Source organism: Dethiosulfovibrio salsuginis, assembly GCF_900177735.1.
Classification (GTDB): Bacteria; Synergistota; Synergistia; order Synergistales; family Dethiosulfovibrionaceae; genus Dethiosulfovibrio; species Dethiosulfovibrio salsuginis.
Window position 1 is genome coordinate 64,772 of the sequence record NZ_FXBB01000002.1, and the last position, 18,627, is coordinate 83,398.

The window sequence follows — 18,627 nt, forward strand, 5'->3', positions numbered from 1 at the left end:
TGAGCCGTCGGGATTTCCCGACGGCTCAGCTTAAAAGGCCAGTATCGATTCAGGGGGAAAGGACAGCCCAACAGGCTCACCTACACCGGGCCCATCGCCAGCGGCCTCCACCGTCAAGGTCTCCCCGGACTCCAGGACGACGGAATAACGAACCGAGGGGCCCATGAAGGTCCTCTTCGACACCCGACCGGAAAGGGCCCCCTCCCCGGACGGGACCAGCTTTATGGCTTCCGGCCTCAACGAGACCTCCCCCAGATTCGGCAGTATTACCCTGTTTACCCTGCCCAGGAAGTCGGCGACGAAGGGTGTTGAGGGCCTTCTGTACAGCTCCTCCGGCGATCCCTGCTGCTCTATCTTCCCGGCGTTCATCACCACTATACGGTCGGCGATGCCCATGGCTTCCTCCTGGTCGTGGGTCACGAACACCGTGGTGACCCCCAGCCGCTCCAACACCGACCGAAGGTCCTCCCTCAGATCCGACCTGAGCCTGGCGTCCAGGTTGGACAGGGGCTCGTCCAGAAGGAGCAGCTCCGGCTCCACCACCAGGGCCCTGGCCAGTGCAACCCTCTGCTGCTGCCCACCGGATATCTCCGAGACCTTCCTGCCGCCGTAGCCCTCCAGCCTGACCAGCTCCAGAATGGTGGACACCTTTTCGTCTATCTCCGACTCCCTCAGCTTCCTTCGTCTCAGGCCGTAGGCGACGTTTTCCGCCACATCCAGATGGGGGAAAAGGGCGTAGTTCTGGAACACCATTCCTATGTTTCTCCGGCCAGGCGGCAGAGGGGAAATATCCCTTCCTCCCAGAAATATCCCACCACGGTCGGGCTCCAGCAGACCGGTGGTTATCCTGAGGGCGGTGGTCTTTCCGCATCCCGACGGCCCAAGGAGACAGCATACCTGTCCCACGGGAACCTCAAGGCTGAAGTCCTCCAGAACCGGGGTTTCACCGTAACTCTTGCTGACCCTCTCCAGACGAAGGCCCTCTAGGCCGCCCTTCGCAGGCTCTCTCCCCAAGATGTTCCACCTCCTTTGCTCTTTGACGATATGACCGTTATCCCGGCGATACCGGCCAGTGACAGGGCTATCATCACAACCGACATGGCGGCAGCTGGCCCTATCTGTCCCTTGTACACCGCCTCGAACACGTCGATGGACAGCAGTTTAGTGCCCGGGGAGACTATGAATATCAAAGCCCCAACCGCCTGGACCGACGCCACGAAAGAGTGTAGGGCCGTAACCACCATGGCGGGCCTCACCGAAGGCAAGGTCACCCTGAAAAATGTGCCGACGGCGGAATCCCCTAAGGTCGAGGCGGCGTCCTCGATGGATCGATCCTGCTGCTCCAGGACGCTGACGCCGGACCTTATACCCAAGGGTAGCTCCCTGACCACCGAGAGGATCAGGACCAAGGTCCAGGTCCCAGCTAGGAGCAGAGGAGGCCTGTTGAAGGCCAGGATATAGGCCACCCCGAAAAAGGTCCCAGGCACGGCCACAGGGGCGGTGGACAGCAGATCCAGAAGCCTCCTTGCCGTACAGGATCGGGTTATGAGCCAGGCCCCAGCCATCCCTGCGGTGGCGGTAACGGCGGCGGTGGCGGAGGCGAAGATAAATGTGTTCACCATCCCTCTAAACCCCCTCTGGAACCCCTCCTGAAAGTGGGCCAAGGTCAGGCCGAAGTTGGCTCCTAGATGCTTGGTGAAGGCCGCCAGAAAGACCGACAGAAGGAGCATATAGACCAGGGTGGAGAAGGCCATGGAAAGGGACCACATGGTTGCGGCTATGGCAGGAGGAAACTGGATATTCTTTCTACGTCCGCCCACGGAGCGACGAAAACCCTCTCCGGCTCCTTTGACCTTATTAAAGATCCAAAAGGCCACCAGACACACCGACAGGAGCAGGACGTTCATAGTGGCGGCGATCTCCAGGTTATAGGAGCCTATCAGCTGTGAATAGGAGGCGGCGGCCAGGTTGGTGAACCGACCGCCTAAGAACAGGGGCGTGCTGAAATCGGCCATGGACTTCATGAACACCAACACCATGGAGGCCAGCACTCCTGGCCTGAGGAGGGGCAGGGTCACGGTGCTGAAGACCTCCCACTCCGAGGCCCCTAGGGTCCTGGCGGCGTCCTCCGCCTGATCGTCGATGGAAAGTATGGCCGCGGACATTATCAAAAAGGCGGTGGTGGTCAGATTCATTATCTGGACCAGCACCACGCTGTGCCAGCCGTATATGGACAGGTTCAGCCCCAGGAGCTTATAGGTTATGAGGCCGTTTCGACCGAACAGGAAGATATATGACAAAGAGGCGACGAACCCCGGTATGACAAGAGGAACCACAGCAGCGGTCCTGAAAAGCCCCTTAAAGGCCATGGAGGTCTTGAAGGAGACCAGGGCAAGACAGCTCCCCATCAAGGTGGAGGCCACGGCGACGAAGGCCGCGACCGCTCCGCTCTGCCACAGTATCTTTACCATGTGGGGTTTAGTGAAAAAAGCCACCATGTTGTCCAACCCCAGGCTTCCTTTGTGGGAGAAGCTCCTCATGAGGACCATGACCGACGGATAAAGGACGAAGAGCAGCAAAAAAGCCAGGAACGCCGTGGGAAGTAACACGGCGTTCCTCCTTGAGTAATAGGTCATGCCACCTGGACGATCAGTTCAGGTGAGGATAGCGGCTTCCAAACTCCTCGAGGACCGAGTCCCTGGCCTCTCCCCACTTCAGGTGATCGTAGGGAACCAGGTTCAGGTCCTTCAGGCTGGGGACTCCGGAGGACGGCTCGATATCGGTGGCGGGGACCCTGGGGCTGGCCTCCATGAGGACCTTCTGTCCCTCCGGGGATAGCGACCAATCGACGAACTTCTTCGCACCCTCCATGTTTTTTGTGCCGGCGACTATGGCCACAGGGGAGGGCCAAGCCAGGACTCCGTCCTCAGGGAACACCGTGACCACCGTAGCGTCGGGGTTGTTCATCTTTATGCTGTGAGGATCGGGAACAAGACCCACGGTAAACTCGCCCTGGACCGTCTTGGTTCCGGGGGTGCTTCCGCTTTTCTCCAGGAAGGGGATGTTTCCGTAGAGCCTGTCCAGATAGCTCCAGCCCTCTTTTTCACCGAAAAGCTGTAGTATGCCCGAGACGGTGGTGTAGGCGGTACCGGAAGTCCTGGGATTGGAGGAGATAACCTCGTCCTTAAAGGCGCCATCCGCCAGATCCTCCCACTTGGAGGGGACCGCAAGCCCTCTGGACTGAGCCCTGTCGGTGTTAACCAGAAGCCCTACCACGACCAGGGACACGGCGGTCCAGTAGCCCTCAGGGTCCCTGAAAGCCTGGTTTACCCTCTCGGAGTTAGGGGAGAGATAGGGAACTATCAGGCCGTCGGCCTTGGCCTGGATGAAGGCGTCGGAGCCACCGCCAAGCCAGATGTCGGTCCTTGGGTTGGCGCTCTCCGCCTTCAGCCTGGTCAGGACCTCGCCGGACGACATAGGCAGGAACTCGACCTTTATGCCAGTGGCCTTCTCAAACGCCGAGGCTATAAGCTCGGGCTTGCCGTAGGCCACGTACATGTTCAGCTTGCCCTCATCTGCGAAGGCCCCTGACATGGACGATATGAGCACCGTGATGGTCAGGGTAAAAATAGATATCCTTTTTATCATGATTATTCCTCCTTTTTATTCTGTGTCGCAAGGAGGATTATATCAGAATCTCTGGTTTGATCCACAGGCGATCGACTATTTCGACTTGACCTTAAAGTGGAACAAGCCTCTACCGCTCGTCGAAATTGAGACTCCAGCTTAGCCATTTATAGACATCCTAACGGTCTCGGCCACGACATCGGAAACTCGTCCGCTATAGGCAGCCAAACCACCCCAGCCCGCCACGGTCTCGTCATCGTCACTAGGATCAAGGGATGAGATATCTTTAGAGTAAACCCGGTCTCCCTCGTAATAAAAGCTATGAGTCCTGAAATCGAGCCCCAAAGCCTGAGTTATCATCTTGGAGATCCCAGGATTGCTATAGGGGAGATCGAGCAGTTGGGATATAAGCCTGATCTTCGAGCCCTGATCTATCCCCTGCCCCTTGATCGCATCGATAGCCCAAACGATATCCAGGACATTGGAGGAGTGAGTAGTAACCGTGCTTTTTACATACTCCTGATCCTGAGAGAGCTTGAAAAGCTGCAAAAAACGCTTTTCCCCGTTCCCTGAGCACCGACCAGAAGGGTAAGATCTCCAAATTCAACGGATACATCTGCAAACTGACCTACATTCAAAACGCTGAACTTCATACAGTCCCCTCCCTCATCGGGGAAAATATACCCAAGCTCCGACAGGTGTGTCGGGGCCCTTGTCTTACAGCCGTAATTTTTCCTGGATAGCGTCTTTAAGGAGGTCTGAGTAGTTCAGTCTAGCCTGATCCGCCTGGACCTTCATCCACATAGGAATAGTTGTGGTTACCTTTGTGGCTTTGTTATGCTTGGCGTAGCGATAGGGAGGCATGAACACCTCTATTACCACTAGGTATTCGTTCTCACCTAAACCTGTGGCAAGTTCTTTTACAGGGGAAGGCTCAGGGATGATCTCACCGCTTCGCTCCATGTCCCATAGATGCCAGGAGAGGATCTCCTTGGCCTTTTTAATCCCATCGGCCTCGCTGTCAGCACAGGAGACGCAACCGGGAAGATCGGGAAATTCGACAGCATAACCGTCGTCATCGCAGGTAAACACAGCAGGATAGATATACGTATCTTTCATAATTTTGCCTCCTTTCAAAAAGGATAAATCACTTTAACCTAGCCTGTTTTAGAATACTGGCAGCTGTCTTTGGGTGTAGATCTTTCTTGGGATGAGGAACAGTAACCCTACCTGGCTTAACAGCGTGCTTGAAGTGATGATGGCTACCTTCTACATCGACTAGAAACCAGCCATCATCCTTAATAAGTTTGATAATCTCCCTCGAACTGTAAGGCATATCGTCGCCTCCTCTAGCCCCTTCATTCTACACGTATATTCACACGTGTCAATAAAGAGCGTAACGATAGGAGAACAGACAAGGACGATTGCTAAAAAAAGCCGACGGTCCTAATGGGCCGCCGGCACAGTCGCCGTCACAACGATTACAGCTTGGACCCTATCAGCTTTCCCAACCTCTCGGTTCCGAGGCGGATATTATCCTCGGTTACACCTCCGAAGCTTATCCTCATGCAGTCGCTTCCCATTCCGTTGCCCTCTATGAAGAAACCCTCTCCAGCCACGTAGGCGACCTTTACGTCCGGGTTCGACGTGGCCTCCACGAGCAGGTCGGTGGTGTTGATCCCCCCTGGGATCTCAGCCCAGGTGAAAAGGCCTCCGTCGGGGAAGGTCCTCTTGGTTCCCTCGGGGAAGAATTTGTCTATACACTCTATCATCACGTCCCGCCTATGGCGGTAGAGCTCGCACATCGCCCTGTGGTGCTCGGGATAGTGGCCCCTCTTGAAGAACTCGGCGCAGACGACCTGGGGAAGCATAGAGGTGTGGGAGTTGGTCGCCGATTTGGCATCTATTATCTTGGCGGTTATCTCCGGCTTCGCCAGGACGTAACCGAGCCTGCTGCCAGGGGAGAATATCTTCGAGAAGCTGTTGGCCAACACAGTGTGTCCCGTCTCGTCAAAGGACTTTATCGGCGGCAGGTCCGTCCCACTGTAGCGGATGTCCCGGTAGGGATCGTCCTCCAAGATTATGACGTCGTGCTCGCTCCCCAGCTGGGCTATTTTTTTTCGTCTCTCCAGGGAGAGGGTTCTGCCCGTGGGGTTTTGGAAAGTGGGGATGACGTATACCATCTTGGGGCGATATTTCAGTATCTTGGCCTCCAGATCGTCGGTCACCATTCCGTCGTCGTCCATGGCGACGCTGACGCACCGGGCCTGGAACATCTCGAAGATCTCCACCGACTGGACGAATGTGGGCGACTCCACAAGTATGACGTCCCCTGGCTCGATGTAGAGCTGGCAGAGGAGGTTCATGCCCTCCAGGCCTCCGGTGGTTATTACCACCTCGTCGGGATTGGCCGAGACTCCCTTAGGGGTCAACAGGTGTTCGACGACCACCTCTCTGAGGTCCGCCAGTCCTGGCACAGGGCCGTACTGCAACGACTCTATACCCCTTTTCTCCCTGGTCATGACGTCGTTCACTATTTCCCGAACCAGCTCAACCGGAAGGGCTTCCTTCGCCGGGGCCCCTCCTCCGAAGGAGATTATCCCAGGATCGTTCATGGCCCCGAAGAGATTCCTTATTATCGCCGCAGATTTAGCCATCTGGGCCATACGGCCCGCAAACTCTGGCATGGTAACACCTCTTTTCCAGGATTTCGGGCCATTATACAGCCTACGAGCGAAAATGGCCCCTTCTAAACCACTTTTAGAGCTTTCAAGGCGGTCACCGCAAGAGCTCGAGAATAAAGTTTTATAAACATAACTCTTTGTCGCTCTTGCTCAAAAAAACCTCTCATCTGACTCATCCCAAAATATACAAAGTATTTCCCTTTTCCCGTTTGTTTCCAGGCCGTTCTGGTGTTATCATTGGTACAGCATTGGTTATGCTATTCCAATCACATAGTCCGGTTTTCCACGAACACGGAAGGGGAGGAACTACATGGACAGTTGCACGTGTTGCACCAACAAGGGGTACGATGATCTCGGGGCGTTCATCGATGCCCTGCCGAGCAAGAAGGGGGAGCTTATAACCGTTCTCCACCAAGCTCAGTCGATCTTCGGCTACCTGCCTAGAGAGGTCCAGGAATTCATCGCAGAGAAGCTGGACCTGCCTCTGGCCAAGGTATACGGCGTCGTCAAGTTTTACTCGTTTTTCACCATGACACCTAAGGGCAAGCACCCTATCTCGGTGTGCATGGGAACCGCCTGTTACGTAAGAGGGGCGGAGGATGTGGTCCACGAGCTATCCCGCCAGCTTGGCATTCCGGTCGGAGGGGTCACTGAGGACGGAAAATTCTCCTTGGACACCCTGCGTTGCGTGGGAGCCTGCGGCCTCGCTCCGGTGGTAATCATCGGAGAGAAGGTCTACGGACGGGTCGACGCCAAGAAAGTGGCTGGAATACTGGCGGAGTACGCCGAGTAGAGGGGGTTCGGTCATGACAAACATCAAATCTCTGGACGAGCTTAAGAAGTTAAGGGATCAGAAAAGGGCTGCCACCGATCTCAGGGAAAAGGGTCAGAACATCGAAGACCTCATCGAGATCAAGGTGAGCATGGGAACCTGCGGCATAGTCGCAGGGGCCAGGGAGACCCTTTCCTCCATGATGGAGATGGCGAGAGACAAAGGCCTTGATAACGTGGTCTTCACCCAGACCGGCTGCATGGGCTACTGCCACAGCGAGCCCACGGTGGAGATAACCCGTCCTGGACAGGACCCTGTGGTCTTCGGAAACGTCGCCGGGGAGCGAGTAGCCGAGATAGTCGAAAAATACATCCTCAACGGAGAGCTTGTGGACGGGATAATTCCGACCGCCTACAAGACCATCCACGAGTAAGCCAGGTTGAGGGGGAGTTTTTCGATGAGCAACGTAAAAATGCACGTGTTGGTCTGTGGTGGAACTGGCTGTCTTTCCTCAAGAAGTCAGGAGATCATAGATAACTTCAAGAAGTGCCTCGCCGAGCGTAGGTTGGACCAGGAGATCAAGGTGATCACCTCCGGCTGTTTCGGCTTCTGCGAGAAAGGACCTATCGTCAAGATAGCCCCGGACAACACCTTCTACGTCAGCGTCACCCCGGAGGACGTGGAGGAGATCGTCGAGGAGCACATAGTCAAGGGACGTAAGGTCTACAGGCTTCTCTTCACCGATCCTAACACCGCAGAGCATGTCTCTGACTCGAAGCACATGGACTTCTACAAGAAGCAGATGAGGATAGCCCTCAGAAACTGCGGCTTTATCGATCCTGAGAACATAGACGAATACATCGCCCAGGACGGATACTTGGCTCTAGGCAACATCCTTGAGTCCATGACCCCAGCAGAGGTCATCGATGTCATGAAAAAGTCGGGCCTCAGAGGCCGTGGGGGCGGCGGCTTCCCCACAGGGCTCAAGTGGGAGTTCGCGTCAAAGTTCCACTCCGACGACGGCAAGTACGTCATATGCAACGCCGACGAGGGAGACCCGGGCGCTTTCATGGACCGGTCCATCCTCGAGGGAGACCCTCACTCCATAGTTGAGGCCATGACCATCTGTGGTTACGCCATAGGGGCCAACAATGGCCTTGTCTACATCCGCGCCGAGTATCCTCTGGCGGTCAAGAGGCTTCGCAGAGCCATAGAGGATGCCAGAAATAGCGGCCTTCTTGGAGATAATATCCTGGGAAGCGGCTTCTCCTTCGACATAGACATCCGCTACGGGGCGGGAGCCTTCGTCTGCGGCGAGGAGACGGCACTGATCCACTCCATGGAGGGAGAGAGAGGCGAGCCGACGAGCAAGCCGCCCTTCCCAGCGGAGAAGGGGTTCTGGGGCAAGCCCTCCAACGTCAACAACGTCGAGACCTTCGCCAACGTTCCAGCCATATTCCTTAAGGGAGCGGACTGGTTCTCCTCTATAGGCAGCGAGAAGAGCAAGGGAACCAAGGTCTTCGCCCTGGCGGGCAAGGTAAACAACGTCGGCCTGGTGGAGGTCCCCATGGGAACCACACTCAGAGAGGTTATCTTCGAGATAGGCGGAGGTATCAGAGACGGCAGGAAGTTTAAAGCCGTCCAGACCGGTGGCCCCTCCGGCGGATGTCTCACCGAGAAGGACCTGGACACCCCCATAGACTTCGACAACCTCCTGGCCGCTGGATCGATGATGGGCTCGGGCGGTATGATCGTCGTCGACGACACCGACTGTATGCCAGCGGTGGCAAAGTTCTACCTTGAGTTCACCGTCGAGGAGTCCTGCGGCAAGTGCACCCCCTGCCGGGTGGGCAACAAGAGGCTCCACGAGATACTGGAGAAGATCACCGACGGCAAGGGCACCATGGAGGACCTCAAGACCTTGAAGGACCTGTCCAACGTAATAAAGGACACCTCCCTCTGCGGACTGGGACAGACCGCTCCTAACCCGGTGCTGTCCACCCTTAACAGCTTCTGGGACGAGTACGTGGCCCACGTCAAGGACCACAAGTGCCCTGCGGGAAGGTGCAAAAAGCTGCTCTCCTTCACCATAGATCCCAGCAAGTGCATAGGCTGCACCATGTGCGCCAAGATATGTCCCGCCGGAGCCATCTCGGGATCGGTGAAGAAGCCTCACGTCATCGATCAGGAAAAATGCGTCAAGTGCGGTGCCTGTGTGGACACCTGCAAGTTCGGCGCAATTTTAAAGGGATAACCGGAGGGAGTGACCAATATGAGCAAGATGATAGACCTGACCATCGACGGCAGGCCTGTATCGGTTCCCGAAGGGAGCACCATACTGGACGCCGCCAAGAAACTGGACATAAATATCCCAACCCTGTGTCACCTCGACCTGGAGGGGACCCCTATGGTCAACAAAGCGGCCTCCTGCCGTATCTGCGTGGTGGAGGTAGAGGGACGACGCAACCTGGCTCCATCCTGTGCTACTCCGGCCACCAACGGCATGGTCATAAAGACCAACACCATCAGGGTCCTGAACGCCAGAAAGACCGTAATGGAGCTTCTGCTCTCGGATCACCCGAAAGACTGCCTGGTATGCGCCAAGAGCGGCAACTGCGAGCTACAGGACCTGGCGGAGAAGTTTGGCCTCAGGGAGAATCGCTTCGAGCACGGGGCCCAGAGCACCTACGTCAAAGACGTATCCCCGGCGATCGAGAGGGACATGAACAAGTGCATCATGTGCCGCCGCTGCGAGACCATGTGCAACGAGGTTCAGACAGTAGGGGCCTTATCGGGAATAAACAGAGGATTCGACGCGGTGGTATCGCCGGCCTTCGAGATGCCTCTCGACGAGTCGGTCTGCACCTTCTGCGGTCAGTGTGTGGCGGTATGCCCCACCGGAGCGTTGGTGGAGAGGGACTACACCTGGAAGGTCATAGAGGCCCTTGCGGATCCCGATAAGGTAGTGGTGGTACAGACCGCTCCCGCCGTCCGTGCGGCATTAGGCGAGGAGTTCGGCTACGAACCGGGGACCTTGGTCACCGGCAAGATGGCCGCAGCACTGAGGACCTTGGGATTTGACCACGTCTTCGACACCGACTTCGCCGCCGACCTCACCATAATGGAGGAGGCCAGCGAGTTCTTAGACCGTCTCACCAGACACCTGGAGGGAGACACGTCGGTCAAGCTGCCTATACTGACCTCCTGTTGCCCCGCCTGGGTCAAGTTCTTCGAGCATCAGTATCCCGATCTCATGGACGTGCCCTCCACGGCGAAGTCGCCTCAGCAGATGTTCGGTGCGATAGCCAAGAGCTTCTACGCCGAGAAACTGGGAATCCCCAGGGACAAGATGGTCGTCGTATCCATCATGCCCTGCCTGGCCAAAAAATACGAGTGCGCCAGAGAGGAGTTCTCCGTCGACGGCAACCCCGACGTGGACCTGTCCATCACCACCAGAGAGCTGGCCCACATGATAAAGCAGGCCAACATCGACTTCAGAAACCTGCCCGACGAGGACTTCGACGATCCGATGGGAGCTTCCACAGGAGCGGCGGTCATCTTCGGCACCACAGGAGGAGTCATAGAGGCGGCGGTCCGCTCGGCGGCCGAGTGGGCAACCGGTCAGGAGCTGGACAAAGTCGACTTCGAGTCTCTCAGGGGACTTGATGGATGCCGTGAGGCCAAGATCCCGGTGGGGGACCTGGTCCTTCACATAGGCATAGCCCACGGCCTGGGCAACGCCAGACGACTTCTGGACGCCGTGAGAAACAACGAGGTCGAGCCGTTCCACGCCATAGAGATCATGGCCTGTCCCGGCGGTTGCGTCGGCGGAGGGGGCCAGCCCTATCACCACGGACACATGGAGATAGTCGCCAAGAGGGCCCAGGCTCTCTACCGAGAGGACGAGGGCAAGCCCATCCGCAAGTCCCACGAGAACCCCTCGATCAAGGCCCTTTACGAGGAGTATCTGGGTAAGCCTCTAGGCGAGAAGGCACACCACCTTCTTCACACCCACTACTTCAAACGGCACAAGATCTGATTCGACGATGAAGGGGGCGGCTCTGAGAGGAGTCGCCCCCTTTTTTTGTTAGAAAGAGGAGGAGCCTCCCTTGTCGGCACAGTTAAGAAGCCCTAGCGAACAATCGGCGGTAATAGGCATAGATACAGACAGATGCAACAACTGCCACGCCTGCATCGCCGCCTGCCCAGTCAAGTTCTGCAACGACGGAAGCAACGACCACGTCTCCATAAACCATCAGGCCTGTATAGGCTGTGGAAAGTGTATAGAGGCCTGTCCCCAGGGAGCCAGATACGGAATAGACGACTTCCAGCCCTTTATGGACTCCATTAAAAAGGGGGAAAAGGTCCTAGCTATAGTCGCCCCTGCGGTATTCGCCACCTTCGGAGACGACGCCTTAAGGCTTAACGGATGGTTAAAGTCCATCGGGGTGGACGGAATCTTCGACGTCAGCTTCGGAGCGGAGCTGACGGTGAAAAGCTACGTAGATCACGTCAGGAGGGACAGGCCCAGAACCGTCATAACCCAGCCCTGTCCCGCCATAGTGTCCTTCGTGGAGATCTATCACCCCGAGCTGATACCGAACCTGGCCCCTGTGGACAGTCCTATGGCCCATACGGTGAAGATGATCCAACGGTTCTTTCCCCAGTACAGAGGTCATAAGGTGGCGGCTATATCGCCCTGTCTGGCAAAAAAGCACGAGTTCGATTCCATAGGACTGGTAAACTACAACGTCACTTTTAACTCTATAAACTCTTTTCTACAAAAGGCAGGGATCTCCCTTCGCTCGTTTAAGGAAACCGCCTACGACGGCCCCTCGGCGGAGAGGGCTGTCCTCTTTCCCGCCCCTGGCGGCCTGGTCCAGACCATGGAACGGGAGGTTCCAGGAATAGGCGACAACGCCAGAAAGATAGAGGGGCCCGAGGTGGTCTACGACTACTTCTCCAGCCTCAGAAGCTCCATAGACTCAGGCGATTCCCCTCTGGTGATAGACTGTCTGAGCTGCACCATGGGATGCAACGGAGGGCCTGGAACCCCCAGGCTCGATCTGCCTATAGACACCCTTGAGGCCAGAGTACACCGAAGGGCGGAAGCGGCGAAAAAAAGGCACGGAGGTTCCTGGAGACTGGGGCTAAAAAGGTGGCGATTCAAAAGACAGGTAGATCGCCACTGGGAGAGAGATCTTTACAGGAGGGCCTATTCCGATCGATCTCAGGCCTCAAAGATATCCATCCCCGATGAAAACCAGCTCAAACAGGTGTACATCTCTATGGGAAAGAGTTCGGAGAAAGACATCTACGACTGCGGGGCCTGTGGCTACGGTTCCTGCGAGAAAATGGCGGTAGCCATCTTCAACGGCCTGAACAAGCCGGAAAACTGCCTCCACTACGTGGTACACAGCCTGAACGAGACAAAAACCTTGGTGGAGCAGGAGAGAGCGGGGGCCGACGCCAGGGCGGAGGAGAAGAGCAAAGAGGCCACGGAGGCCAGAATCAGGATAGAGAGGGACATGGAGAGGAACAGGCTTCTGGCAGGGGAGGTAGCGGAACATATCCTCACCCTGGAGAGAGGCATAGACCAGGTCTCTGAGATGATGGGGACATTAAGCGAGCTTTTGGCCCAAAATCAGGAATCGTCGTCGGAGCTGACCATAAAGGCCACCGAGGCGGAGAGGCTACTGGACACCTTCCCGCCGATAATCGGCTCCATAAACGCCACGTCCATCAGGACCAACCTCCTGGCCCTGAACGCCAACATAGAGGCCGCCCACGCCGGGGAGGCGGGAAAGGGCTTTTCCGTCGTAGCTATTGAGGTTGGAAAGCTGGCGGAGAAGGTCCACGAGGAGGCGGAGAAGATAACCCCCGCCACCCAGAACGTCCAGAGGATATTCGAGGTGGTCAAGGGACACGTATCAGAGGTCACCGACGGAATATACCGATCCAACGAGCTGACCCAGAAAACCGAGGAGTCGGTCCAGACCATGAGGGAATCGGCAAAACGGATCACCTCGGAGATATCCCACCTTTACAGCGACACCGCCGCCAATTAGAACCGAAGAGGCAGGCCCTGGGGCCTGCCTCTTGTCTATACTTTTTTCGCTCTAAAGGTCCAAGCTTGGGAGGTTTCCTTGGGAGTCATGGAGATACAGCTGTGGCAGAACCAGCGAACGCCCTCTTTTCTCAGTTTTTCCAGGTTGTCACCGTATCGCCCTCTACCGGTGTCGATCCTGTTGACCTCGATGAAGCCCCCCTCCTCGAGGGAAGTGGACAGCCTTCCGCACAGATGTCCCGACCAGTCTCCGGGGATAAGTGTCATGGCCTCCATGAGCTCCATGATCTCCGGACCTACCAGGTCGGAAAAGACCTTAGGCCCGACGAGGTCCGTCGTGGCGGAGGACTCGGCCAGAGAGATAACCGAGACTCCTCGGGTCACGGCCTCCTGGGCACAGGCCAGAGAGTAGGCCGATATGGACCTAAGAAGCCCCTGAACCGCATCTCTGTCCTTCCTGATGGCCTTGAACAGTCCCCTTGGCTCGACCAGGTTCATCATGGTCGTGAAGGGTCCCGTCAGCTTGAAGGCCGTCGATAGCCCCCTATCCCCCAGGATCGACAGAGCCCTCATGACCTCCCCCATCCTTCCCCTTTGGGGGTCCCACTCCAGCATGGAGACCTCGTCAAGAGAGTTCCAGGGGTTTTCCCTTATGAGAGGGGTGGAGGTGTGATCTCCCAGCTTGACCTTCGCTCCCAGGGCCTCCGATTCCACGGTGGAGCAAAAGGGAACTGAACAGTAGACGTCGCCTTTAAGCTCCTTTATGGCTATGGCGAGATCTGCCATTATCGCCCCATCGGTATGGACCTCCGGGAAGGGGAACCGTGACGCCAGAGGCTCTGGGACCGGTCCCTTGGCGTTTACCGGACAGGCCCTCATCTTGATACCTCGAACTGGAGACATCTGGCGAAAAGCCTGTCGTAGCCCTCGAGGACCGAAAGCTCAAGGTAGTCCACCTGCCCGGCCAGGGATTCCGCCCTCTTTCTGGCGGACCTGGACAGGAGGCACATCATAGAGCCGGTTCGGGAGGTGTTTCCGCAGTAGCGGATGCGGTCTTTCAGCTCTTTAGGGATCAGCCCCGACCCTGTGAGGCTCTCCACAGACAGATGGCGACCGAACTGACCTGCTATAAGCACCTGGTCCAGGTCGTCCATGGTCAGGCCCTTGGCCTCCAGCAGGGATAGGAATCCCGACAGTATAGCTCCCCGAGCCAGTTGGACCTGCCGGATATCCCCCTGGGTAACCTCTATGGGAGGGCTCTTTTGGAGCACCAGACGCCTAGCTCCATCCTGATCGACCACCAACGGCCCTTCTTTCAGCCTTCCGGTCTTTCCAACCATGCCGAGCCTTACGACCTCCGAAAGTACGTCCAGTATGCCGCTTCCGCAGAGGCCAACCGCCTCAACTCCCCCTATGACCCCAAAAGAGACAGACCCGTCCAGTGACACCGACTCTACGGCCCCTTCGGAGGCCCTCATACCGCAGCTTATGTTCATCCCCTCAAGGGCGGGGCCGGCGGCGCAGGAGCAGGAACTGAGCTCGCCGTTTATGGACAGGACTATCTCGCCGTTGGTCCCTATGTCGATAAACAGCCTGATTCCCCTGTCCTCCTCAAGCTCTGTGACCAGCATACCGGCGACTATGTCCGACCCGATATAGGCCGAGACGCCTGGCAGACAGTAGACCATGGCCCCGTTGCCCAGGGTTAACCCCACCTCCTCGGCGGAGAGCGAAAGGCCCTCTCTGACCACCGGGGAGAATGGGGCCTTCCCTAAAGATCCCGGGTGTATCCCAAGGAGCAACGATTCCATCGTTGCGTTGCATCCCACCGCCATCTCGTAGATCCTGTCCCTGGAGACATTAGCGTCCACACAGACCTGGTCAACCAGGCCGTTGAGACAGGTCACTATGGCGGACCTCATATCCTCAAGGCCCCCGTCGGAATCGGCGTGATGGATCCGAGAGATGACGTCCAGGCCGAAGTCCTTCTGTGGATTGATCGAGCCCGCCGACCCCAGAACCTTTCCGGTGGAGAGGGAGACCAGAGACACCACTACCGTGGTGGTTCCCACGTCAACCGCCAGGCCGTACAGGTCGTCCACCTCCGAGGGAATCAGGTCTATGACCCTCCCCTGGTGGGACACCGCCGTGACCTCCTGGGCCCTAAAGGCCTGAGGGATCCTCCTCAAAAGAGACAGAGATGCCTCCGTAACCCCAATACAGGACCTCAGGTGATCCAACAGCGATTTTCCGTCCCTGAGGGTTGGTATAGGGAGCTTTATAGCGCGAAAGGACACAGCCGGATCCAGCGAGATAGGAGGCATATCCCCTTCCTCTAAGACCGTCAGACCCCTCTCGGCCTCGCCGTATGGTCGAACCTCCAGGTCCCCCTGGGGATAGCATAGACAGGCGAGACGAACCCCATCCTGGATCTCCTGATCCGTCAAAAAGGTCCTCTCCTCCTCGGAGATCGGCCCGCCACCGTTCACCAATACCCTGCACTTGCCGCAGGTACCCTTGCCACCGCAGGGGCTTTCCACCTTGACTCGGCCCCTCCTCAGAAGATCAAGCAGGGAGGGACCTGGAACGTAGTCCCAGGTGACTCCCTCGAACGTTATGACAGGCAAATCAGGCCCTCCTGTTGTTCTTAGCCACGTCGACCATGGTCCTGACCTGGTCGAGGGCGGTCATCGCCCCTATCCCACAGGCCGGGGCCAGGACGTGGATGCCCTGGTTCAGGCTGGACTGACAGAGGAGCCGAAGCTGGCCCGGGGCGGCGGTCTCTATGGCGAGGGTACTAACGTTCCCCATCAGGGATTTCCCCTCCACGTGGCTGGCTATATCCCTGGCTGAGGATATGGAGTCGAAGCTGATACAGTCGCAGTGCAGGTCGCCCAGAAGGTGGGCCACTCCCTTAAGTCTTCCGCAGATGTGGACGATGGTTCCCTTCGCCAAGGGGGCCAGGGAATCGAGGATCCGGTTAAGGTATGGGATAGCGAAGGTCTCAAAGGCCTTTGGCCCAAGTATCTCCCCGGTACCGCTGGGGTCCGATATGGTGAGGACATCGGCCCCAGCCTCGAGCTGGGCCCTGCCGAAGCGGATCAGTTCCTCGGTAACCCGGTTCATAAGTCCCTCGACGTGGGAGGGGTTCTTTCGGATGTCCTTGTAGAACACCGCCGGATCGACCAGCGACGTCGCCAGGCTGACCGGCCCGGTCAGGTTGGCTATCACAGGGACCTCCGTCCCTCTGCTTTTAAGTATGGATATGGCACGACAGACCTCCAGGGCCCTGCCGGAGGAGGGGTCTATAGGTGTGAGGCGATCCCAGTCCTGAGACCGGTCTATGACGTAGGAGGTCACCCTTGGCTCGTGGATACGGTCCCCCATGGAGACGGGAGCACCCATGGACTGAGCCTCCACCGTCATACAGAAAGGGACACCGTAGTTCTCGAAGCCTCCGTTAGGATAGTGGCCCGACGCCAGCTCCGCCATGGCCTCCCCTGTGAGGTGGGCCTGGGGCCAGGGACGCTTCGTCAGGTCCATCACGTCCTCGACCACCATGTTCATCATGCCCCCAGGACATATACAGGGAGGACGGTCGACCTCCTGAAGGTGGATGGCCCTGGTCAACCGCTCCAGGGGGGAGAGATCAGCTGTCATACCTGTCCATCTCCAGTGCTCTGTCGATTTTATCCTCCGTCAGAGGCCAGCCCAACTCTCTGGCTGTGTCCATCATGACGTCTATGTTCTCCACGGGAGTCTCCACCGGCAGGCCACAGCCCGACATGAGGGCAAAGCCCTTAGGCGACCGGAAACCGTCTTTTATGTCCCTGAGACAGGCCTTTCTGACCTCCTCTTTGGTGCCAGCGAACACCACCGACGAGGGGTCAACCTTTCCCATTATCTTCATCCTGTCGCCCACTTTAGCGACGCAGTCGGGCAGGCTGACCACGTTGTCCACGCTCAGGGCGTTAAGCCCCATGTCCGCCAGGTCCTCCCATATACCGTCGGTCTTGCCGCATATGTGCATGGAGGTCCCCATCCCCTTGGACTTTATGTGCCCTAGAAGCTTTCCCACCGCAGGAGCGGCGTAACGACGGAAGTGGGTCGGGCTGACCACCGTGCAGGAAGACAGTGGCTCCGCTATGGATATTCCCATCCCTCGATCGATAGCGGCGTCCACGTATCTGACAGTGCTCTCCAGTGAAAGCTCGCAGAGCCTGTCCACCGACTCTGGGTCCCTTATCATCAGCCTGGTCATGTTTTGGACCCCAACCAGGAAGAAGGCGGTGGTAAAAGGTCCGACCACCAGGGCGGTGCAGGGGACCTCCGAGCTTATCTCCTCCACCACCATCTCCATGGCTTTCAACTGAATCGGAATACGACAGGCCTTTTCTGGGTCTATAGGCTCAAGGCTGTCTATTTTGGACACCGAGTCGATAGCCGGCTCCAGGAGATCGGCGGTGTCGTCGTCTGGGAACTTTATCTTTGCCCCCATTGCCTCGGCGACGGTGAACAGGTCGGTGAAGACCTTGGCGCCGTCCCCTCCGAAACGGCGATGGGTCGCTATGACAGCGTCCGCCAGGGCCCTGGGATCGTGGTTGAACTGGGATATTTTGCATCCCGATATGCGAGCTATGCCGTTTGACAGGTTGGGGTTGCACTGAATACGGTCAACCGGCTGCCCTGCCGCCATAGCCTTGCCCCTCTCAAGAGGGGTCATACGGTCCTTAAACTGCGGCACGGTTCAGGATCTCCCTCTTCGATATCACTAGCTCCTTTGCCAGTCTCGCCGCCGCCGATGCCTCCGGGGCGTAGCCGTCGGCGCCGATCTTCTGGGCGAAGCTTCGTGATATCGGCCCACCTCCCACCATGACCACGGTGTTATCCCTCATACCGTGGGTTTTCAGGAGCTCCACAACCACAGGCATGTTGGGCATCGTGGTGGTCATCAAGGTGGACATACCGACCAGGTGAGCCCCAACCTCCTTGGCCTTATCCACAAAATCCTTAGGGGGGACATCCCTCCCCAGGTCGAACACCTCAAACCCCACTGTCTCCAGCATGACCTTGAAGAGGTTTTTACCTATATCGTGGGTATCTCCCTCGACGACCCCCACGACGGCTCGCAGGCTATCGGAGGAGTCCTCCTTCTTCAGGTGGGGCTTTAGAACCTCCAGCCCTGAGTACATGGCGTCGGAGCAGAGCAGAAGCTCCGGTATGTAGTACTCCTCCTCCTCGTAAAGTCGCCCCGCCTCGTCCATTCCAAGGGCCAGACCAGAGGCTATGCCGTCGTATGCGTCAAACCCAGCCTCGACGAAATCCCTGGATAGCTGCTCGGAAGCCTCTTCGTCCATGTCCACCACCGATTGAGCCAGTTGCTTGAGCATTCCTTCCTTTTCCATCTTTATCCCTCCCCGATACTTTAAGGCATAAAAACTATGCCTTAAATAGTATACGCCTAGGGGAAAGGGTCT

At 57.3% G+C, this 18,627-nt stretch carries 17 protein-coding genes; 5 read left to right on the forward strand and 12 right to left on the reverse strand.

Translation table 11 applies throughout. The annotated features are described in order from the left end of the window. Positions 1 to 30: 30 nt before the first annotated feature. From B9Y55_RS01960 to B9Y55_RS01990, 7 genes are all read right to left on the reverse strand, one after another. Positions 31 to 1,014 (reverse strand): ABC transporter ATP-binding protein, encoded by a 984-nt coding sequence (locus tag B9Y55_RS01960; protein WP_085543675.1) that lies wholly within the window; start codon positions 1,012 to 1,014, stop codon positions 31 to 33. Continuing rightward, positions 984 to 2,609 carry an ABC transporter permease gene (locus B9Y55_RS01965; RefSeq protein WP_159448191.1) on the reverse strand — a complete coding sequence of 542 codons (1,626 nt, stop codon included), beginning with the start codon at positions 2,607 to 2,609 and terminating at the stop codon, positions 984 to 986. The genes B9Y55_RS01960 and B9Y55_RS01965 overlap by 31 nt, the downstream gene beginning before the upstream one ends. 40 nt (positions 2,610 to 2,649) lie before the next feature. Further along, complete coding sequence (locus B9Y55_RS01970) at positions 2,650 to 3,648, reverse strand: ABC transporter substrate-binding protein (protein WP_085543677.1); 999 nt, start codon at positions 3,646 to 3,648, stop codon at positions 2,650 to 2,652. Between the two features lie 488 nt (positions 3,649 to 4,136). Beyond that, entirely contained in the window at positions 4,137 to 4,280 is a 144-nt protein-coding gene (locus B9Y55_RS13155) for an ATP-binding protein (protein WP_159448192.1), read from the reverse strand. Between the two features lie 64 nt (positions 4,281 to 4,344). Next, complete coding sequence (locus B9Y55_RS01980; RefSeq protein WP_085543679.1) at positions 4,345 to 4,746, reverse strand: type II toxin-antitoxin system HicB family antitoxin; 402 nt, start codon at positions 4,744 to 4,746, stop codon at positions 4,345 to 4,347. Positions 4,747 to 4,774: 28 nt separating this feature from the next. Next, a complete protein-coding gene (locus B9Y55_RS01985; protein WP_085543680.1) occupies positions 4,775 to 4,963 on the reverse strand; it encodes a type II toxin-antitoxin system HicA family toxin in 189 nt (62 codons plus the stop codon). Between the two features lie 145 nt (positions 4,964 to 5,108). Beyond that, positions 5,109 to 6,314 (reverse strand): aminotransferase-like domain-containing protein, encoded by a 1,206-nt coding sequence (locus B9Y55_RS01990; RefSeq protein WP_085543681.1) that lies wholly within the window; start codon positions 6,312 to 6,314, stop codon positions 5,109 to 5,111. A gap of 307 nt (positions 6,315 to 6,621) precedes the next feature. On the opposite strand from B9Y55_RS01990, the gene B9Y55_RS01995 reads away from it, so the two are divergent. From B9Y55_RS01995 to B9Y55_RS02015, 5 genes are all read left to right on the forward strand, one after another. Beyond that, positions 6,622 to 7,104, forward strand: coding sequence for an NADH-quinone oxidoreductase subunit NuoE family protein (locus B9Y55_RS01995; RefSeq protein WP_085543682.1), 483 nt, complete (start codon positions 6,622 to 6,624; stop codon positions 7,102 to 7,104). Positions 7,105 to 7,117: 13 nt separating this feature from the next. Continuing rightward, complete coding sequence (locus B9Y55_RS02000; protein WP_085543683.1) at positions 7,118 to 7,516, forward strand: (2Fe-2S) ferredoxin domain-containing protein; 399 nt, start codon at positions 7,118 to 7,120, stop codon at positions 7,514 to 7,516. Positions 7,517 to 7,540: 24 nt separating this feature from the next. Further along, the gene (locus B9Y55_RS02005; RefSeq protein ID WP_085543684.1) at positions 7,541 to 9,337 is read left to right on the forward strand and encodes an NADH-quinone oxidoreductase subunit NuoF; all 1,797 of its coding nucleotides are present in this window, start codon (positions 7,541 to 7,543) and stop codon (positions 9,335 to 9,337) included. An 18-nt stretch (positions 9,338 to 9,355) separates the two neighbouring features. Continuing rightward, on the forward strand, positions 9,356 to 11,122 hold the full coding sequence (locus B9Y55_RS02010) for an NADH-dependent [FeFe] hydrogenase, group A6 (protein WP_234986091.1): 1,767 nt from the start codon (positions 9,356 to 9,358) through the stop codon (positions 11,120 to 11,122). A 70-nt stretch (positions 11,123 to 11,192) separates the two neighbouring features. Further along, a complete protein-coding gene (locus B9Y55_RS02015) occupies positions 11,193 to 13,151 on the forward strand; it encodes a [Fe-Fe] hydrogenase large subunit C-terminal domain-containing protein (protein ID WP_085543685.1) in 1,959 nt (652 codons plus the stop codon). 35 nt (positions 13,152 to 13,186) lie between these two features. On the opposite strand, the gene B9Y55_RS02020 is transcribed toward B9Y55_RS02015, so the two are convergent. From B9Y55_RS02020 to B9Y55_RS02040, 5 genes are read right to left on the reverse strand one after another with little or no spacing between them, the layout of a single operon-like run. After that, positions 13,187 to 14,053 (reverse strand): uroporphyrinogen decarboxylase family protein, encoded by an 867-nt coding sequence (locus B9Y55_RS02020; protein ID WP_234986092.1) that lies wholly within the window; start codon positions 14,051 to 14,053, stop codon positions 13,187 to 13,189. Beyond that, a complete protein-coding gene (locus B9Y55_RS02025) occupies positions 14,026 to 15,777 on the reverse strand; it encodes an ASKHA domain-containing protein (protein ID WP_085543687.1) in 1,752 nt (583 codons plus the stop codon). Before B9Y55_RS02025 ends, B9Y55_RS02020 begins: the two co-directional genes overlap by 28 nt. Before the next feature lies 1 nt (position 15,778). Further along, positions 15,779 to 16,810: a uroporphyrinogen decarboxylase family protein gene (locus tag B9Y55_RS02030; protein WP_085543688.1), complete on the reverse strand. Its 1,032-nt coding sequence runs from the start codon at positions 16,808 to 16,810 to the stop codon at positions 15,779 to 15,781. Continuing rightward, the gene (locus tag B9Y55_RS02035) at positions 16,800 to 17,894 is read right to left on the reverse strand and encodes a uroporphyrinogen decarboxylase family protein (RefSeq protein ID WP_200806602.1); all 1,095 of its coding nucleotides are present in this window, start codon (positions 17,892 to 17,894) and stop codon (positions 16,800 to 16,802) included. Before B9Y55_RS02035 ends, B9Y55_RS02030 begins: the two co-directional genes overlap by 11 nt. Continuing rightward, positions 17,881 to 18,555, reverse strand: a complete 675-nt coding sequence (locus tag B9Y55_RS02040) for a corrinoid protein (RefSeq protein ID WP_085543690.1) — start codon at positions 18,553 to 18,555, stop codon at positions 17,881 to 17,883. Before B9Y55_RS02040 ends, B9Y55_RS02035 begins: the two co-directional genes overlap by 14 nt. Positions 18,556 to 18,627: the final 72 nt, after the last annotated feature.